The sequence below is a fragment of the Flavobacterium sp. HNIBRBA15423 genome (assembly GCF_052655965.1).
Genome location: NZ_CP199751.1, coordinates 2,075,743 through 2,091,878 on the forward strand (window position 1 = coordinate 2,075,743; position 16,136 = coordinate 2,091,878).

17 protein-coding genes and 3 tRNA genes are annotated in these 16,136 nt (G+C 32.3%); 16 read left to right on the plus strand and 4 right to left on the minus strand.

Features of this window, described 5'->3' with window-relative positions; translation table 11 throughout:
* The 16 genes from ACULEV_RS09505 to ACULEV_RS09580 all read left to right on the plus strand — a co-directional run bounded on the left by ACULEV_RS09505 (position 1) and on the right by ACULEV_RS09580 (position 14,390).
* The gene (locus tag ACULEV_RS09505) at positions 1-909 is read left to right on the plus strand and encodes a hypothetical protein (protein WP_445458437.1); all 909 of its coding nucleotides are present in this window, start codon (positions 1-3) and stop codon (positions 907-909) included.
* The gene (locus ACULEV_RS09510; protein WP_445458438.1) at positions 887-1,357 is read left to right on the plus strand and encodes a hypothetical protein; all 471 of its coding nucleotides are present in this window, start codon (positions 887-889) and stop codon (positions 1,355-1,357) included. The genes ACULEV_RS09505 and ACULEV_RS09510 overlap by 23 nt, the downstream gene beginning before the upstream one ends.
* A complete protein-coding gene (locus tag ACULEV_RS09515) occupies positions 1,357-1,734 on the plus strand; it encodes a hypothetical protein (RefSeq protein WP_445458439.1) in 378 nt (125 codons plus the stop codon). Before ACULEV_RS09510 ends, ACULEV_RS09515 begins: the two co-directional genes overlap by 1 nt.
* A 41-nt stretch (positions 1,735-1,775) precedes the next feature.
* On the plus strand, positions 1,776-1,940 hold the full coding sequence (locus tag ACULEV_RS09520) for a hypothetical protein (RefSeq protein ID WP_445458440.1): 165 nt from the start codon (positions 1,776-1,778) through the stop codon (positions 1,938-1,940).
* 45 nt (positions 1,941-1,985) lie between these two features.
* On the plus strand, positions 1,986-2,507 hold the full coding sequence (locus ACULEV_RS09525; protein ID WP_445458441.1) for a hypothetical protein: 522 nt from the start codon (positions 1,986-1,988) through the stop codon (positions 2,505-2,507).
* Between the two features lie 299 nt (positions 2,508-2,806).
* Entirely contained in the window at positions 2,807-3,142 is a 336-nt protein-coding gene (locus ACULEV_RS09530; RefSeq protein WP_445458442.1) for a hypothetical protein, read from the plus strand.
* The gene (locus ACULEV_RS09535; protein ID WP_445458443.1) at positions 3,135-3,524 is read left to right on the plus strand and encodes a hypothetical protein; all 390 of its coding nucleotides are present in this window, start codon (positions 3,135-3,137) and stop codon (positions 3,522-3,524) included. Before ACULEV_RS09530 ends, ACULEV_RS09535 begins: the two co-directional genes overlap by 8 nt.
* A gap of 1 nt (position 3,525) precedes the next feature.
* Positions 3,526-3,960 (plus strand): hypothetical protein, encoded by a 435-nt coding sequence (locus tag ACULEV_RS09540; RefSeq protein WP_445458444.1) that lies wholly within the window; start codon positions 3,526-3,528, stop codon positions 3,958-3,960.
* A gap of 150 nt (positions 3,961-4,110) precedes the next feature.
* Positions 4,111-4,602: a hypothetical protein gene (locus tag ACULEV_RS09545; protein WP_445458445.1), complete on the plus strand. Its 492-nt coding sequence runs from the start codon at positions 4,111-4,113 to the stop codon at positions 4,600-4,602.
* A 96-nt stretch (positions 4,603-4,698) separates the two neighbouring features.
* Positions 4,699-4,986: a hypothetical protein gene (locus tag ACULEV_RS09550; protein WP_445458446.1), complete on the plus strand. Its 288-nt coding sequence runs from the start codon at positions 4,699-4,701 to the stop codon at positions 4,984-4,986.
* 142 nt (positions 4,987-5,128) lie between these two features.
* Positions 5,129-5,581 (plus strand): hypothetical protein, encoded by a 453-nt coding sequence (locus ACULEV_RS09555; RefSeq protein ID WP_445458447.1) that lies wholly within the window; start codon positions 5,129-5,131, stop codon positions 5,579-5,581.
* Positions 5,582-5,619: 38 nt separating this feature from the next.
* The gene (locus ACULEV_RS09560; RefSeq protein ID WP_445458448.1) at positions 5,620-5,814 is read left to right on the plus strand and encodes a hypothetical protein; all 195 of its coding nucleotides are present in this window, start codon (positions 5,620-5,622) and stop codon (positions 5,812-5,814) included.
* Between the two features lie 58 nt (positions 5,815-5,872).
* A complete protein-coding gene (locus ACULEV_RS09565) occupies positions 5,873-6,070 on the plus strand; it encodes a hypothetical protein (protein ID WP_445458449.1) in 198 nt (65 codons plus the stop codon).
* Between the two features lie 165 nt (positions 6,071-6,235).
* On the plus strand, positions 6,236-10,429 hold the full coding sequence (locus ACULEV_RS09570) for a phage tail tape measure protein (RefSeq protein ID WP_445458450.1): 4,194 nt from the start codon (positions 6,236-6,238) through the stop codon (positions 10,427-10,429).
* A gap of 3 nt (positions 10,430-10,432) precedes the next feature.
* On the plus strand, positions 10,433-12,547 hold the full coding sequence (locus ACULEV_RS09575; protein ID WP_445458451.1) for a hypothetical protein: 2,115 nt from the start codon (positions 10,433-10,435) through the stop codon (positions 12,545-12,547).
* Positions 12,525-14,390, plus strand: coding sequence for a hypothetical protein (locus ACULEV_RS09580; RefSeq protein WP_445458452.1), 1,866 nt, complete (start codon positions 12,525-12,527; stop codon positions 14,388-14,390). Before ACULEV_RS09575 ends, ACULEV_RS09580 begins: the two co-directional genes overlap by 23 nt.
* Before the next feature lie 29 nt (positions 14,391-14,419).
* Here the strand turns inward: ACULEV_RS09580 and ACULEV_RS09585 are convergent, their stop codons facing one another.
* From ACULEV_RS09585 to ACULEV_RS09600, 4 genes are all read right to left on the minus strand, one after another.
* Positions 14,420-15,625, minus strand: coding sequence for a tyrosine-type recombinase/integrase (locus ACULEV_RS09585; protein WP_445458453.1), 1,206 nt, complete (start codon positions 15,623-15,625; stop codon positions 14,420-14,422).
* 96 nt (positions 15,626-15,721) lie between these two features.
* Positions 15,722-15,795 (minus strand) — tRNA-Arg (locus ACULEV_RS09590).
* A 6-nt stretch (positions 15,796-15,801) separates the two neighbouring features.
* Positions 15,802-15,876 (minus strand) — tRNA-Pro (locus ACULEV_RS09595).
* Between the two features lie 13 nt (positions 15,877-15,889).
* Positions 15,890-15,973: transfer RNA gene (locus ACULEV_RS09600), tRNA-Ser, on the minus strand.
* Positions 15,974-16,136 lie beyond the last annotated feature (163 nt).

The window sequence follows — 16,136 nt, forward strand, 5'->3', positions numbered from 1 at the left end:
ATGCATTTAATAGAATTTCCTGAAGCAAAAATAAAACGATATCTTCCAGAAGATCTATCTGAGTGCGATGCAACTCAGTATATCGCAATTTGCGATTTGGTCTTTAAATATCAGTTTGGAAAAATCTCTAAACTAGATCTTCTAACTCATGCGGTTTACAAACTTTTAAACATGAAACCAAAATCTACTGAAGAAATTCATAACGTAGTTTTGCTTCAGGAACTAATCGAAAATTCCTTTTTCACCCGCATTAATGAGTTAGACGATGGTAATTATGATTTACAGATCAATCAAAACTACATTAACAATCCAGTTGAGAAGTTTAAGCCACTTTGGATAACTTATTACGGTCCTTCAGATGGATATCAGAATATGAAATTTGGAGAATACACCGATGCTTTGCGTTTGTTCTTACAATTCAATCAGTCACACGATTTCAATCTATTATATGAATTGGCAGCTGTCCTTTATCGTCCTAAAAAAAGATTCCATTGGATAAAAAAAAGATTGTCATCCTATGACGGTGACATTCGAGAACCGTATAGCATACACCATCTTCAGGAAAGAATCGACACTTTTAAAAAACTGCCTATTGGCTTTATTTACGGAGTTTACCTCTATTTTGCAAGTATGCAGCTCTTCGTCTCTTCGGCTTCAGTTCCTTGGGGCGATAAAGTTCTAGATCTATCCATTTTGTTTAAAGGAGATGGTAAAAAAGTAGAAATTGAAGCTTCAGATATAGGTTTAGATTCTGTGGCTTTCGCAATGGCTGAGAGTGGAGCGTTTGGTAATTTCGAAAAAGTGCAAAATACCTCATTTTGGGTGATTATGATCAAAATGTATGATGCCAGGATAAATGAATTGAAACTTAAAAAACAGTACGACAATGCTAAAGATACAAACACTTAGAACCTTTGTAAACGATGTCAAAGACACGTTTATTTCAGATATAAATTTTTCTCAAGTAATTACTTCAGACAAAGAATTCGTGAAGTTTCTTGAGGAAAGAAAAACCTCCGAAAATACATTGCTTTTTGCTGTTGCACCAGATCATGGTTTAATGGGCCAAGAAGACAGATCCATGTATCTTAATTATTTGCAGTTTTTCATAATCGACAAATCCACTGAAAAAGACCTGAAGCACGATGCAAAACTCGATTTATACGACAAATTGCAAGGCATCACTAAGGAGTTTATCGATTTAATATTAGGTATTAAATCAGGTGAAATTGAAAGCAATTACGATTGTGGCCTTTTCCAATTCTTCGATGAAGAAACGGTCGAAATAAAACTATTTTGGGATGGTCTACAATGTCGAGGATATGAAATTATATTTCAAATGAAAACCAAACGATAATGAGTGTTTTGCAAAATAGAAGCAATAGAGCTGAAGAAATTCTCCAGGGTAGATTCATTCAAAAAAAAATGGAAGAAACTAGCCGTGAAATTCAAAAAACGCAAGACCAAACCATGTCTTCCTTTAAATCATCCTTTTGGAACGACAGAACTTTTAGCGTTTCTAATGGAGAACTGACCTATAAACACGATAAGCGTAATAGATTTGTAGATATGCGTACCAGAACTTCAAAAAACGGTACAAAACAACCTAAAAAAGCAAGAATTGTGCATAATAAGATAATTTGGGGACAATACAATTTCCTAGTGCGTGAATTAGCTTTCGGTTACACCGAAGCGGCTAAAAATGAAATAAAAAGTTTAGAAGGTAAACAATAACTTACAAAAAAATAAGTTATAATTACTTAAAACTTTTCTTTATGGATGATACCCTTATTGTTAAAAAATCCGTTAAAAAAGCTCTTAAAGTTTTGAAATTTTGGCAAAAAGTTCTCCTTTCAACCGATTTAATGAACGATGTAAATGACCGAAATGAATTTCAAAATGCATTAAAAACCCTTAAAGATTACTCCCAAAAGGAGTAATTTTTTTTGTTATATTTGAATTCTAACAAATAAATATTTTTAATTATGAAGAAACTATTTTACTTATTTATTTTATTGTCTTTTATGTGTGAAGCTCAAAATTGTAAATTCAAAAAGAATGAAATTGATGATTTTACTAAGGAGAAAAGACTATTGACTGAAAATAAAATAATATGTTTTGATTTTTATGAAAACTCGATTGGATTAACATTTTCTAAATTCAAAACAAATTTAATGTCTATGAAGATATCATTTGCAGGACATGATGTAATTTTAATAAATGAAAATCAAAAAATTTCTTTACTATTAACGGATAAATCAGTTATAGATTTAAAAATAGAAGATTTACAATCTGGGAAATTAAAAGGTAATGGTGGTTTAATGAGTAGTACCGATTTTGAATTTTTCTTTGATTTAAACGATGAATTAATTAAACATTTAAAACAAGGAGTTGTTAAAATAAGAATTAATACAATGGATGGTTTTAAAGATTTTGATGTTAAAGAAAAAAAATATAAAAAAATGTTAGAAACTTTAAATTGTTTTCTTGAAGAATCTAAAAAATGAACCACTACAGTAAAAAATTAAATGATCCATATTGGTGGCTTGTAATGCTAATTGCTTTGCTATTTGCAGGAATAGTTTCTTACTTTAAAAATTAAATATGTGCAAACGCACATATTTTTTTTGTCAATTTTTGTCACATATTAATTATTTTTGTATGTTTGCTGTGCGAAACAATAATATCATATGTATTCTACAGTAAAAAATCCAGCCTATCCCATTAGAAGTACCGAGAGAAACGGTATAACCTTCAGTGATGTTGTTGTTTCGCAGCTAATGGGTAGGTTTTTATATTCAATATTATGCGAAACAACAACAATCAAGAAGCAATCACCACTCTTGCTGGTGCTAGCTACAAAGAAAACTTTGCCTTTTCATTTTTAGGCCAACTTATTAGCCACGATAAAAGGTTTTTCGAAACGCTCCAGGCTAAATTCAACGACATTACTCCTTTCATCATGTCCACGCACTTCATGGACGAGAAAACAGATCGAGAATCATGGTTCGATTTTATGTGCATTGTCGATGACTTAGCATCTGTCACAAGCAAAATGGACCAAAAGGAACTAGACAAGCAATTCAATGAAGCTTTGGAGCTTATGGGATTTAAAAAAGGAAGCGAGGTAAAAAATGTTTAAAGTACTTTTTTATAATGGTGACGATGCTACCTCACTAATTACTGGAGATAATCTTAGACATTGTCTCCAGGTGCAAAAGGATATGAAATTCAAAGATTTTTCACCTATAGCTTTTAGAACGCAATCGGGTATGCTTTTCTATTACGATGACAATATCATTAATACATTCATCTCTTCAGAAGAAATGAGTTTACCAGAGCTCGTTGAAAATTGCCAGTGCAAAGCCTTATATAGAAATACTGTCGATGTAGCAATAAGTGAGCACTTTACAATAGATGAAAACTCACTTTGGAAAGAAATCAATAATAAGTTAGTTTTAATTGATTCCAATGGCTGTTTCGAATCCGAAATAGATCTAAACGCTTTCAAAAAAGTAATTTAGTATGAAAAAATTACTTATAGCCTTATTATTTCCCTTCCTGATCATAGCTCAGGTTGGGATAAACACCACAACACCAACAAATGATTTCGATATTAATGGTGGTGTTCGTGTACGAACTTTAACTGAAGGAACTGTACAAAGTGATGCTCAGGGCAATCTATTTTCGTTAGAATATAGAGTATTTGCCTTTGTAGTTATCGATAAGCCTGGAGACATTCTAAAACAATTGAATGTTAGTTCAGTCGTTAATCTTGGCAGCGGCAAATACAGAGTATTTTTTTCCACTCCTATGGTCGATAACGACTATATAATATTAGGAATGGGCAAAAACAGAAATCTATCCTACGATGCTGTTTCACCTAACTATGTCGAAATAACCGTCAGTTCCACCAGCGGAGCATTCGATTTTAATATTCTGATCATCGATATTATCTGATAAAAAAAGCACTCATTTGAGTGCTTTTTTAGTTTAAATGTTAAAATTTAATGTAGTTCATCGATTTTATTAAGTGTGCTATTGCATACTTAAAATAAAGATGTATATTTGTAGGGTAGAAATGAAATACTAACAATTAAATTTTAAATTATGAAAACTATCGTTTTAAATTACTTCAAAAAATCAGCTTTAGTTGCTAACACTCAAGAAGCTGTTGCTTTTATCAATTCATTAGGTGGTGGAATATCAGCTAATGAATCAACAATCAACAATTTAGATAATTTCTTCGCGGGAACAAATTCTTATCCCTTAAATGAAATCGCAACTACTGGATGCGGACCAAACAGAATTATGGTATATAATGCGTTGGCTGAAACTTTAGAATCGCACAATGAAATTGTTAATTCAAGAAAAGAAAAAGCTAAAGCAGATGCTGAAAATAAATTTAATGAATATAAAGAAGGTAATTATGAAGTTACTTTAGAAGTAATCAGATTAGAAGGTGGCTCTTTTTATAAAACTATAAAAACATTCGCTACATCAAAAAGCAACGCTTATGCTAATGTTAGTTTTGAGTTTTGGGAAAACAATACCACTAACGCTGTTCAGATTGTTGCAAGAAGTATTCATTTTATTGATTAATAAAAAAAGCCTCTCGAAAGAGAGGCTTTACATTTGTAGAAATGTACAACAAAATCGTTTTGTTAAAACAATTAAATTATATACAAATATACCATTATGGACCAACGTACGCAAATTGCAACTACTGTTATTGCAAATTATCTTAAAGAGATAATGATAGATAAAAAATTAACCGCTTATGGACTTCTTAAAAAAGCAAAAGAGAATAATATAAGCATTGAAAAACAACAATTATATTCAGTTCTAAGAATGGGTAAAACTCCTCGCCCAGACTATTCCATTACTACATTTTTAAAGGTCTTATCTTTAATCGGAGTTCATATAGAATTCCATGATCTATCTGAAAAATCAAATTTAGACTTAGATAAAACTTCTCAAAACTAAATTTGTTACTCCTAAATGTTAAAATTTAGTGTAGTTCATCGATTTTATTAAGTATGCTATTGCATACTTAATATATGTTTTGTATCTTCGTAGGGTAGAAATGAAACAACAATGAAGTTGTTTTCTTTAAATCATTGACATTATGAATATATTTTTCACGAACCAAGAAAAATCTTGGCATGATCCAAAAGAAGAAAAGATCCTGTTTGACATTCAAACTGATGATGTACCGCAAATAGGTACAGAATTTACATTTAAAAACACAGGTTATCAAGTTGTAAATGTAAATAGAACCTACAAGGTTGATTCGATTAAAGATGAAACTCCACAGGCTAGCATTTTAATCATTGAAGTTGAATGTGTAAGAAAAACACACGGTAGACAAATTCAAGAAGAAAAGAGTATCGAAAAAGTAAAAACCGTTACATGCCACGTTGAAATAGGCAAAAGTAAAAAACTGGTAACAATAAGTTTCACTTCAGATAGATTCATATCAGTTGAAAATAACCAGTTATTTCTAAAGGAAGAAAATAGAAAACTGAAAATCACCGATGAACAAATAAAAAATCTTCTTTTTCAATTGAACGATATTTAAACCAAAAAATTAAGCGGGTGAAAATCCCGCTTTTAAAAATGAACAAATACATAAAGCATACTATACCAAGGTTAAAACTTGTAGCAATGACATTCCTCGTTTTATTATTAGTTCTGGTTTGGCCTATTCTTTATGTTTTGTCTGATCCTTTATGGTTATACAACTTTAAAAGCACAATAATAAAAGAATTAGATAGTATTCGAGATGAAATAAATAAGAATAGTCTCTGGTAATTAAACGATATTTAAACCAAAAAACTAAGCGGGTGAAAATCCCGCTTTAAATTAAATTATGATAAATATAACCAAAATGTTTTTAGAAATTAATACTTACGATATCAGAAAAATTGATATAGTAATTAAAGAAAATACAGAAAAAGGATATACTTTAACAGATCATGAATCTAATGAAATTCACCAAGAAAATGGTAACTCCTATTTTAAAGTATTTTTGACATTTAGAATGCCTGATACTTTTAAAAAAGATTAATATACAAAGGGAGATAAGCTTTAATTGAACACTCAAGCCTTCCTTTTGAATTCTGTGCTTACAACAGATGAACCCCCTTTATCAAGGGGGTTTTTATTTTAGGCCATTTTTCACGTTACATCGATTCTTATTCCATTTTAGGAGCTTTGAATAAATTCCTAAGAAATGGCACGGACTATAACAGATGAACAAATAAAACTTTCTATTATTATCAATGGAAATTCGGCACAAAAACAACTTTTAGACCTTGAAAAAGCTACTCGTAAGCTTACTGAGGAAAATAAATCGTTGCATCTCGAGAAGAAAAGATTGGAAGCTGCAGGAAAAAAAGAAAGCCAGGAGTACAAAAACCTTACAGCTACAATAAAAAGCAATACCGCTGCCATAGATAACAATAAAGCAACTATGAAGCAGTTGCAAACGCAAATAGGTATTACTGGCCTTACCATGGCTCAATTGAGAAGTAAGGCGAATATACTCAAACTTACACTCGCAAATTTAATACCAGGTTCTTCCGATTATAAACGATATGAAGCGGAATTAAAACAAGTTTCGGCTCGCATTTCAGAGCTAAACGGCAAAGCTAAATTAGCGAAGTTCTCATTAGGATCAATTGCTGATTCATTTAATCGTTATGCAGCACTTGGCGCTTCAATTATCGCAATGGGTGCAGGTATGGTTCTTTCCATTCAAAAGATTATCGACATCTCTGGTAAACTTTCAGACGCTCAAGCAGACGTTATGAAGACTACTAAAATGAATAAAAAAGAAGTCGATGAGTTAACGAAGTCATTCGGCATGCTAGAAACTAGAACCTCTCGCATCGACCTTCTTAAAATAGCTGAAGAAGGTGGCCGAATAGGAATTGTCAAAGAAGAAATTGGCTCGTTTGTCGAAGTCATGAATAAAGCCAATGTAGCACTGGGGGATTCTTTCACTGGAGGTGTAGAAGAAGTATCGTCTTCACTAGGAAAAATTAAATTTCTATTCCAGGAGACCAAAGATTTAGGAGTGGATAAAGCTTACAACTCAATAGGTTCTGCTATTAATGAATTAGGCGCAAATGGAGCTGCAACCGAACGAAATATAGCCGATTTTACTTTACGAATTGGTGCTTTATCCGATGTAATGAAGCCTACAATAGCCGAAACGTTCGCTTTAGGTGCTGCATTCGAGGAAAGTGGGATTCAATCAGAAGTTTCAGCACGTGCCTACTCTATCTTCCTGAAGCAAGCCTCTACAGAAACTGGAAAGTTTGCCAAAATTATGGGCATCTCGCAAAAAGAAGTGGAGAAAATGATTAATGAGGATCCTTTGGAATTCTTCCTTAAATTTTCGGAGCATCTATCGAAAAATGCTAAGAATGGTGTCGAAATGGCTAAAGCTCTTGAGATATTAGGACTAGGAGCCGACGGTGTAAATAAAATTGTTGGAGCTGCAGGAAATAACGTAGGTAGATTTAGAGAATTAGTTGATTTATCAAATAAATCCTTTTCTGAAGGAACTTCATTAATAGACGAATACAACATTAAGAATACCAATTTAGCTGCCACTTTAGAAAAAGTACAAAAGAAAATCATTGGCTGGGTAACACCTGAAGGCTTTGTCCAATGGTTGGAAGATGTTGTCAACTGGATAGCCAAATTCATTGGAGCTACTGAAGATTCAGACGGAAAAGTAACCGCTTGGAAAAACACTTTAATATTTGCTGCTAAAATAATTGCAATCGTTACAGCTGCTATGGTTACAAATGTAGCCTGGCAAAAACTCGTAGCCTTATGGGCTGGAGAAAACACAAAAGCGAATATCTTATACATTATAGCAAGTAAAGCTCGTGCTGTAGCAGATGCTATTGGAATTGTAGCTACTCAAGCTTTTGCAGCCGCTCAAATGTTGCTTTCAGGAAATATCAAAGGAGCTACTCAAGCTCTTAGGGTAATGAATACCGTTTTAAAAACTTCTCCATGGGGATTTGTTTTAGCTGCAATTGCAGCTATCGTAGTTGCTTATCAAGCTTTTAAAGAAAATGCTAAAGAAGCAGCTACTCAGCAGTCTATAATTAATGAAACAATGCAAGAGGCTGATGCTATCATTAAAAAAGAAACGGCTAATTTGAATGTGTTATTAAAAATAGCTAAAGATGAAACCGCATCAAAAGAGGCTAGGAAGAAAGCAATTGAAGCAATTAATAAAATTTCTCCAGAATATCTAGGCAATTTAACACTCGAAAATATTAAAACTGCTGAAGGTAAAAAGATTCTAGATAGTTATATTTTAAGTTTAAGAAAAAAACATGAGCTTGAAATATTAATGGCACGACAAAAAAGAATAATGGAGGAAATTGATAAAAAAAATCAATCTTCTCTAGAGGATGAAGTTGCGTGGTATGATAAATTGTGGGCTACTTTTAAAAATGGTGGAAATTATGCTTTAGCTACTAATGATCTATTAATGACTTCTGTTGAAAGAAGGACTAAAGCTTTGAAAAAATTACAAGATGAATTAGGACTGACAGAAACTCAAATGAAGAAATATTTAGAGGATAATCCTAATTTAATTCCAGAACTAATATCCGATGATAAAAAACCGCCAAGCGGTTTAGATCTTACTGATGCAAAAGACAAGAAGGAGAAAAAATACGATGATTCCTATTTAAAGGAAGAAGAGAAAATGCGTAAAGAGTTACTAGATCTTACGCAAAAAACAGAGGAAGAAAGAATTGCACTTCTTGGCGATGGCTATGCTAAGGAACTATCTATGGAAGTGGCTAAACATCAAGCCAAATTACAAAACTATCAAGAAGCTTCAGACGATATTAAAAAGCTTCAGGAGGAGTTAGATAAAGATTTAATTGAAGCTCAAAAAGCTGGAGATACGAAAAAAGTAGCTTCCATAAACAACATGAAAGGTTTGCTTCTGAAGAAGCAAACCGAATTAGATAGTCAAATTGAGTACCAGGAGCAAATGCATTTGCTTAAAGTGGGTACTATTCAAGAAAAAGCGGGCAAAGAATCAATAGACAATCTCAAAGATGAGTATGATCAGGCGGCATTAGTTCGTGAAACTAATTTCCTTAACGAATTAGCTACGCTTAATCTTACTGAAGAAGAAAGGAAAAAAAGAAAAGAGCAATTCCAACAAGATGAATTAAAGCTTCAGGAAGAATTTCTCAATAAGCAAATTGAAAGATATAAAGACATTCTTTCAGAAATCAATGTAGATGGTGTTCAGTTCAATTTATTAACTGAAGAACAAAAGGATAAATTAGCCGAAGATTTAGCAAAAATTCAAGCCGCTTTAGCAAAAATAAAAGAAGCACAATCGGGTAAAAATGATTCCGACAAGGAAATAGATCTAGGCATTACAGGTGATACGGATATCTTAGGTTTTACACAAGACCAGTGGGATAAATTTTTCCAGAATATAGAAAATGGAACTGTTGGAATTCAAACCATGCAAATGGCTGTTGGATTAATGAAAAATCTTTGGCAGGAGTTTGGAAATTATCAAACTGCCAGCGAAAATGCCCAATTAAAAAAGTATGAAAAAAATCAAGATGCTCGAAAGAAAAAATTAAAGGAGCAATTAGACAGTGGTGTTATCAATCAACGCCAATATAAACAAGGTGTTGAAGAAATTGACAAAGATTTAGATAAGAAAAAAGCTGAAATAGAATACAAACAAGCAAAACGTCAACGATTAATGGCAATTGCAAATGTGATTCAAAGTACAGCTCAAGCAATTATAGGCATTTGGGCTCAATTTCCTAAAGTTGATTTTGGAGTAACTGCAGGAATTATGTCGGGGGTGGTTGGAGCTTTAGGAGCTTTACAATTAGCAACAATTTTAAAAACTCCATTACCTGCAAAAGGTCTTGAAGAAGGGCTTTACCCTGAGTATGTAAAGAGAGAACAAGATGGTAAGATTTTCAAAGCTGAAGGAACATCTAAGATGCAAACTGGTTTGTTTTCAAAACCAAGAATACTTGTTGGAGAAGGGCCAGGTGATATGCCTGAAATGGTAATCGATAAAAGAGCATTTGCACAAATTTCACCAGAGACAAAAAATGCACTCTTCAATGAGCTTCGAGGTATTAAAGGTTTCGAAAATGGCTATTACGATAACCTATCTAAAAGATATGAAGTTCCTAAAGAAAATAATTCGAATCAAAACAACAGCTCTGATAGTGATATGCTAAAAATGGCATTGACTATAATTTCTAACAACACAGCTGCGATGAATAGTTTATTAGATAATCCATTAATCGCTTACATTTCTTCAAGAGATATGAAGTCAATGAAAGAATTAAAGGAAGGATTAAAGAGATATGAAGATTTAAGAAACCGAAATAACGTATAAATTATGCCTTTTCAAGATTGGGATCACCCGCAAAAAATAGAATTTAATTGGAGAAAAACAACTTCAATTCCATCGAGCATCAATTTTTTATTAAAAATAAGAGATATCATTGGCGAACCTGAAGCTGTTGGTTATACAGATTTTGAATTTAGAATATTTGGAAGTGCCTCTTGGTTAACTTTATCTGGAGATTTTACAACTGGCACTTACTATCCTATTTCGACTACAGGAATGACAGGTAACATCAGTTTGCAACCAACTTCATTGATTAATACTTTCAATTCTAGCCAGAAATATGCATCATACATATTACAAGTTACAGGAAAATCACCTGAAGATATCACTAATGGTACTCGAACGATATTATCTTTTAGTTTACTAAACATCTACTTAAATGTTTATGCATACGAACAACCGATATTAACTCCTTATTTATTACCATTCACTCATTACCATCAAACTTTAGTTCCTGATTTTCAGGAAATGAATGTAGATGCAATAGGTAGTTGGGGTATTTTTTTACCTGGTACTTCAGATCGATATGAAGTCAATGTCATCTCTGGTGATCTATTGGTAGAAGTGTTGACTATTTATGGCTCTACTACAAAAAAAATTAGTGGTAATGGCTCTGGAGTATTCGAAATTAGACCTTCACAGGTTTATTTAGACAGCTTAACAGTTGGAAGTTTTAGTGATGTTATTTCATTTGGATTTAATCCCGACTGGTATAATTTTATTTCAAATTTAACGATCGATATTTTAGAACCTATCGATATCTTAGCTACTCCTGCAGCGCTTTCATTCTATGCAATAAAAACTATTTTAGAAGCGCCTATTCAGGCTCTAAACATTCAAGCACTTTATGATTTTACTTTAGAATTTCCTATTTGGGCAGTTCCTTCAGTTACTTCTGGAGTTGTTGGTTCTAACGATATAGATGTAGGTGTTGTCCCTTCAGATGCTATAGATGCAGGAACATATACAGGAAATATAATTGTTAGTTATGATAATGGAAATGGCATTCAGCAATTCTTAATTCCAATAACTTATATTGTTGATGGTTTTATCATTTTACCATATAGCACTACAGAATTCAATTTTACATTGGACAATAAATTTGTTTCTTTTTATTCCGATTTGGAAAATACCTTCTTCGATATGCTAATGAATATCAAGGTTTTTGATTTCTTTACAGGCTTAGAAACTATTTTTATTATTCCTCTGAAAATTGTTTTGTTAAGAAATCGTCAAAAAGAAAATATAGGTTTAAAAATTCATCGAGTAATGAAACGAATTTTAGAATTAGATTTTTCATCACAAAAAATTTACAAAACTTGCGAAGTAGATATTACTGTGGAGGAAAAAGATTTGGAAACAAAAGAAGTTCAGAGAGATTTCACTTTAGAAAAAGTGAAATTTATCGCTGGAATTTCACCAAAATCTATAATTGATGGAATGGCAATTCTATCAATTTACGATGGACCAACTCGCGTTTTAGTAGATTCAATTCAAACTATTAATCTATTAATAAAAGCTGGTAGTTATGTGGTTCAGATAATTGTAAATAATACTATGTCGATGACCTATAGTGTGAGTGGTCAAGATTATAATGTTATAATGGATCAAATAGACTTTTCAAGCTTAGAAATTAAGCCAGGAGATGTAATTGAATACAGGCTATACACTACTCTTGTCAATTATTTATCTAAGACATTTTATGTTTTTCCAGATAATGTAGAAAGTCTAAGAGTAGTTTGGGAAGATGAGTACAAGCTCATTAGTTCGCTGCAGTTTACAGGCGATTATAAAGTTATTTCAGACTTTGATATTCGAACCTTTAAAAAGTATAAAGATTTAGTTGAAATCGTTGAAAACATTAAGACTGATAAAGAAATAAAACTTTCTTTAAACACTGGTTTTATTTTAAAATCAGAACAAATTTTAGTTGAAAGTTTAGTCAGATCACGTAGAGCTTGGTTAGTTCTGGAGAATCAAAATATCGAATTAATTCCGCAAACTAAATCAATGATTAATATAGATAGCAGTCGCGAACTCAACTCTTATAATTTAGAATTCATCATAAACAGAACATCAAATGAGGAAATTTATAACTTCTAATTTCGAAATCGATTTGTCCAAATTGAAAGTGGCAGACATTTTGGAAAACTCTTGGTTTTCAAACAAGTTTTTTGTGAAATTTACTTTTCCATTCGAAATGGATCTAACCGAAGAAAATGATATTAACTTTGGTTTTTTGTCCTGGTTCAATGCAAATTCGCATACCACAATTTATGAGGGTAAATACGTTCATAGAGATGTCATGGAAGATGCCATCTTAGAAATAGATGAAGTCACCGACAAAATTTCAATGAGTTTTGGCTATGGTTTTGATGAGTTTCCAAACTTCAATAAAAAATTATCCGAATTGCCTTTAGATAAATTTGAAGTGGTCGACATCTATGCACATGCAGCAACTATAATTCCTCAAACTTGGCCAGCTGTTAATTATAATTTTCCTCAAATTCACATTGACAAAATAGATAATAGCGAAGATCCTTGGCTAGATTTCGAAATGATCATTAATAATTATAAAGATGGCGCTTTTTTAATTAATGAAGTTGGTGTTGATGATATCACCTATAATAGAAATATCATGCAACCAACACCTTACGCATTGCATATTTTGAAAAAGGGTTTTGAAGATGCAGGAAAAATACTAATGGGTGATATTTTGGAAGATGAAACTATTAAAAAATTATGCATCTACACCGATACAGATTACTGGACTACTTATGAATTAGAATCATATAATATTTTAAAAATGTCAGCTGATTATGTCGAGGCTGGAAGTCAAGTAATACAAGGAACTTTTCCAGGTCCATTTTCTTGGTCTGCTCCTACAATTAATCCTACTGTATTGTTTTATAAATATTTTTCAGATATTGAAATTACGACACCAGGGAAATACAGAATTATAGGAACTATTTTATTAGTAGGTTTAAGATTTAGTACCAGTTATTTCAAAATTAAATATAGAGATGTTGTCTTGGCAACTCAACAAATATATATGTATGGAAGTGCGCTTACTGTAAATGTGAATGTGATTTTTGAAACGTTATCCGATTTAAGCCTTAATAACATTACTGTTGAAGTTTACGGTGGTCGAAGAGAAGATAGAATTATTATTGATTTAGCTATTAATCCTATTCGTTTGCATGATACTTCAGGAATGGCAATACCTACTATTATCAATCAAAATGAAGTGGATTTAACACGAGCTGTTCCAAAAATAACCTTTGGAGAATTTGTAAATCGGTTTAAAAATTGGTTTAATCTAGACCTTGATCAGAGAGGTAATGAAATTCACATGAACTTCATTCAGGATGAAAAAAAACGTAAAGAACCTATTGATTTGACCATTTTTGAAGTTAAAACACCTCTTCGAAAATTCACCAGAGGTAACTCTTACCTATTGAAATTCCAAGATGTTGAAACAAAAGATTATACTTTTTTACCAGTTTTTCATAATAAAGATGGATTCGTAACTGCAAATTATAAAACTGATGACAAGACCAATGAGATAACTGTAGATGCTTTGCCTCTACCCTTATTATTTCGTAATGGCATTCAAACCGCACATGCATTTGATACGGATGAATCTAAAATATATGCAGTCCTATATGATGGTTTAAATACCGATGATTTAAATTTATCAAAAGATCCTTACGAACTATTAATTCCACAGGTTCATGAGAAGTATTGGAAAGACTGGCTAAATTTTAGAATTAATTCCCAAGGCTTTCAATGGTCTTTCAAAGCACATTATGAAGATATTGCAAACTTGAAAAACAAAAGCAAGGTATTTGCTTATATGAATAATCATATAGTGAGATCTATTACACGTACTGAAGTTTCAGAAGATGAGTTTGAAATAGATATTGAAACTGAAGCAGAACTATAAAAAAAAGCGGACGATTGTCCGCTTTTTTTTTAATCTACAAATAAATTATCCAGGAGAAATATTTGTTCGTTTGCATCCGCTTGAACTATGTCAACATAGTGCATCGTTTGGGATAGTTTAGAATGTCCCAATAGCATTTGTAGGAGCTCTACTTTTCCACCCATTTTAATGAAAAGCGTAGCAAATGTGTGTCTAGCGCTGTGAAATTTTACATTTTTAGTGATGCCTAGCGATTTCATAATAGTTTTTAATTCATCATTAATATGTTGGTCAGAATATTTCTTGATGAATAACTCTTCAGTATGATTAATTATATCTTTTGCTTTTTGATTCAAAGAAATTGTTTTGTCCTTATCTCCTTTCACTATTACTAGAGAAAAATCATTCCCTAATAATTGATTTCGATTTAAACGCATAACATTCGATATTCTTAATCCAGTCATGCAACTAAATAAAAAATAGCCTAGAATTAATCTATTAGATCTATTAATAAAACCTGAAAAATAATAGTCCATGCATTTCTTGAGTTCCTCTTTAGATAGGTACGTTTTTTCTCCATCAGTTCTGCCTACTTTGATATCCTCGACATCAAACATTAATTTAATATTGTTTTTCTTGGCGATATTTAAAATCTTCTTTATTGTGGCAAAATTTGAATTGATTGTTGTTTCTCTGTTATGTTTCTTAAATTTCAGATAATTTCTATACTTATTGAACCAGGCTAAGTTCAGTGTATTGAATGGTACATATTCTTGGTACTCTTTTATTTTAGCATAAACCGAAAAATATCGGTTGTATGTTCCTCCTTTTATTTTAGACTTCTCCAGCTTGAGAGCTTCAGAGAAAAAGGAAATAAAATTAACCCGGCTTAATCTATCTTCATATTCCTGCCTAAGTATTTCAGGAGTTAAATTTAAATCGGAAAGTCTATAAACTGTTTTAATATCCGTTAATTTTTTTTTGATATTGTCCAATATCAGTTTCTTATCATAAATTTCATCGCTTGTCACGCGAATTTCTTCCGTGTCAGCAATCCAATTTACAGGTTTTAAATAGACTTGAAGATGTATTCTCTCCCGTTTATAGCCATTTCGGCTAATGTTTAGATAAATTGGATGCTCACCACGTACGGTAATATCCCTTCTAATTGAAAAATTTGTTTTAATCATTGACACTCTTTTTTGTTGCGTGTCAGCTAGCGTGTCAAAAATGCGTTCAGAAGTCTGGAAAAACATAAAGTTATAGTTTTAGAATTAAACAAAAAAAGTACACTACATCAGCTCTCACCTATGTTTGTGTACTTACTATAACTTTACTCAATTGAGTAATTGTGACCCAGTCAGGATTCGAACCTGAGACCTACTGCTTAGAAGGCAGTTGCTCTATCCAGCTGAGCTACTGGGCCATAAAGTCGGGGTGGCAGGATTCGAACCTGCGACCTCCTGCTCCCAAAGCAGGCGCGATAACCGGGCTACGCTACACCCCGAAGACAAAAAAAGCGGAGAGACAGGGACTCGAACCCTGGCATCGGTTACCCGATGACAGATTAGCAATCTGCTCCGTTACCACTCCGGCACCTCTCCAATAATCTCACAAAGAACTGACCTTTTTTGCGGTTGCAAATGTATGTCTTCCTATCTTAATTTACAACATTTATCTTAGTTTTTTTTTACTTTTTTTTCTTATTTCCTCAAAGCAACTATAATTCAAATAGATACAAATTAATTTATTTTTCAAACCAGATAA

Excerpts from the sequence above, each read along its gene's own strand:
- ACULEV_RS09505 (WP_445458437.1), top strand. The coding sequence starts at position 1 with ATGCATTTAATAGAATTTCCTGAAGCAAAAATAAAACGATATCTTCCA.
- ACULEV_RS09510 (WP_445458438.1), top strand. The coding sequence starts at position 887 with ATGCTAAAGATACAAACACTTAGAACCTTTGTAAACGATGTCAAAGAC.
- ACULEV_RS09515 (WP_445458439.1), top strand. The coding sequence starts at position 1,357 with ATGAGTGTTTTGCAAAATAGAAGCAATAGAGCTGAAGAAATTCTCCAG.
- ACULEV_RS09520 (WP_445458440.1), top strand. The coding sequence starts at position 1,776 with ATGGATGATACCCTTATTGTTAAAAAATCCGTTAAAAAAGCTCTTAAA.
- ACULEV_RS09525 (WP_445458441.1), top strand. The coding sequence starts at position 1,986 with ATGAAGAAACTATTTTACTTATTTATTTTATTGTCTTTTATGTGTGAA.
- ACULEV_RS09530 (WP_445458442.1), top strand. The coding sequence starts at position 2,807 with ATGCGAAACAACAACAATCAAGAAGCAATCACCACTCTTGCTGGTGCT.
- ACULEV_RS09535 (WP_445458443.1), top strand. The coding sequence starts at position 3,135 with ATGTTTAAAGTACTTTTTTATAATGGTGACGATGCTACCTCACTAATT.
- ACULEV_RS09540 (WP_445458444.1), top strand. The coding sequence starts at position 3,526 with ATGAAAAAATTACTTATAGCCTTATTATTTCCCTTCCTGATCATAGCT.
- ACULEV_RS09545 (WP_445458445.1), top strand. The coding sequence starts at position 4,111 with ATGAAAACTATCGTTTTAAATTACTTCAAAAAATCAGCTTTAGTTGCT.
- ACULEV_RS09550 (WP_445458446.1), top strand. The coding sequence starts at position 4,699 with ATGGACCAACGTACGCAAATTGCAACTACTGTTATTGCAAATTATCTT.
- ACULEV_RS09555 (WP_445458447.1), top strand. The coding sequence starts at position 5,129 with ATGAATATATTTTTCACGAACCAAGAAAAATCTTGGCATGATCCAAAA.
- ACULEV_RS09560 (WP_445458448.1), top strand. The coding sequence starts at position 5,620 with ATGAACAAATACATAAAGCATACTATACCAAGGTTAAAACTTGTAGCA.
- ACULEV_RS09565 (WP_445458449.1), top strand. The coding sequence starts at position 5,873 with ATGATAAATATAACCAAAATGTTTTTAGAAATTAATACTTACGATATC.
- ACULEV_RS09570 (WP_445458450.1), top strand. The coding sequence starts at position 6,236 with ATGGCACGGACTATAACAGATGAACAAATAAAACTTTCTATTATTATC.
- ACULEV_RS09575 (WP_445458451.1), top strand. The coding sequence starts at position 10,433 with ATGCCTTTTCAAGATTGGGATCACCCGCAAAAAATAGAATTTAATTGG.
- ACULEV_RS09580 (WP_445458452.1), top strand. The coding sequence starts at position 12,525 with ATGAGGAAATTTATAACTTCTAATTTCGAAATCGATTTGTCCAAATTG.
- ACULEV_RS09585 (WP_445458453.1), bottom strand. The coding sequence starts at position 15,625 with ATGTTTTTCCAGACTTCTGAACGCATTTTTGACACGCTAGCTGACACG.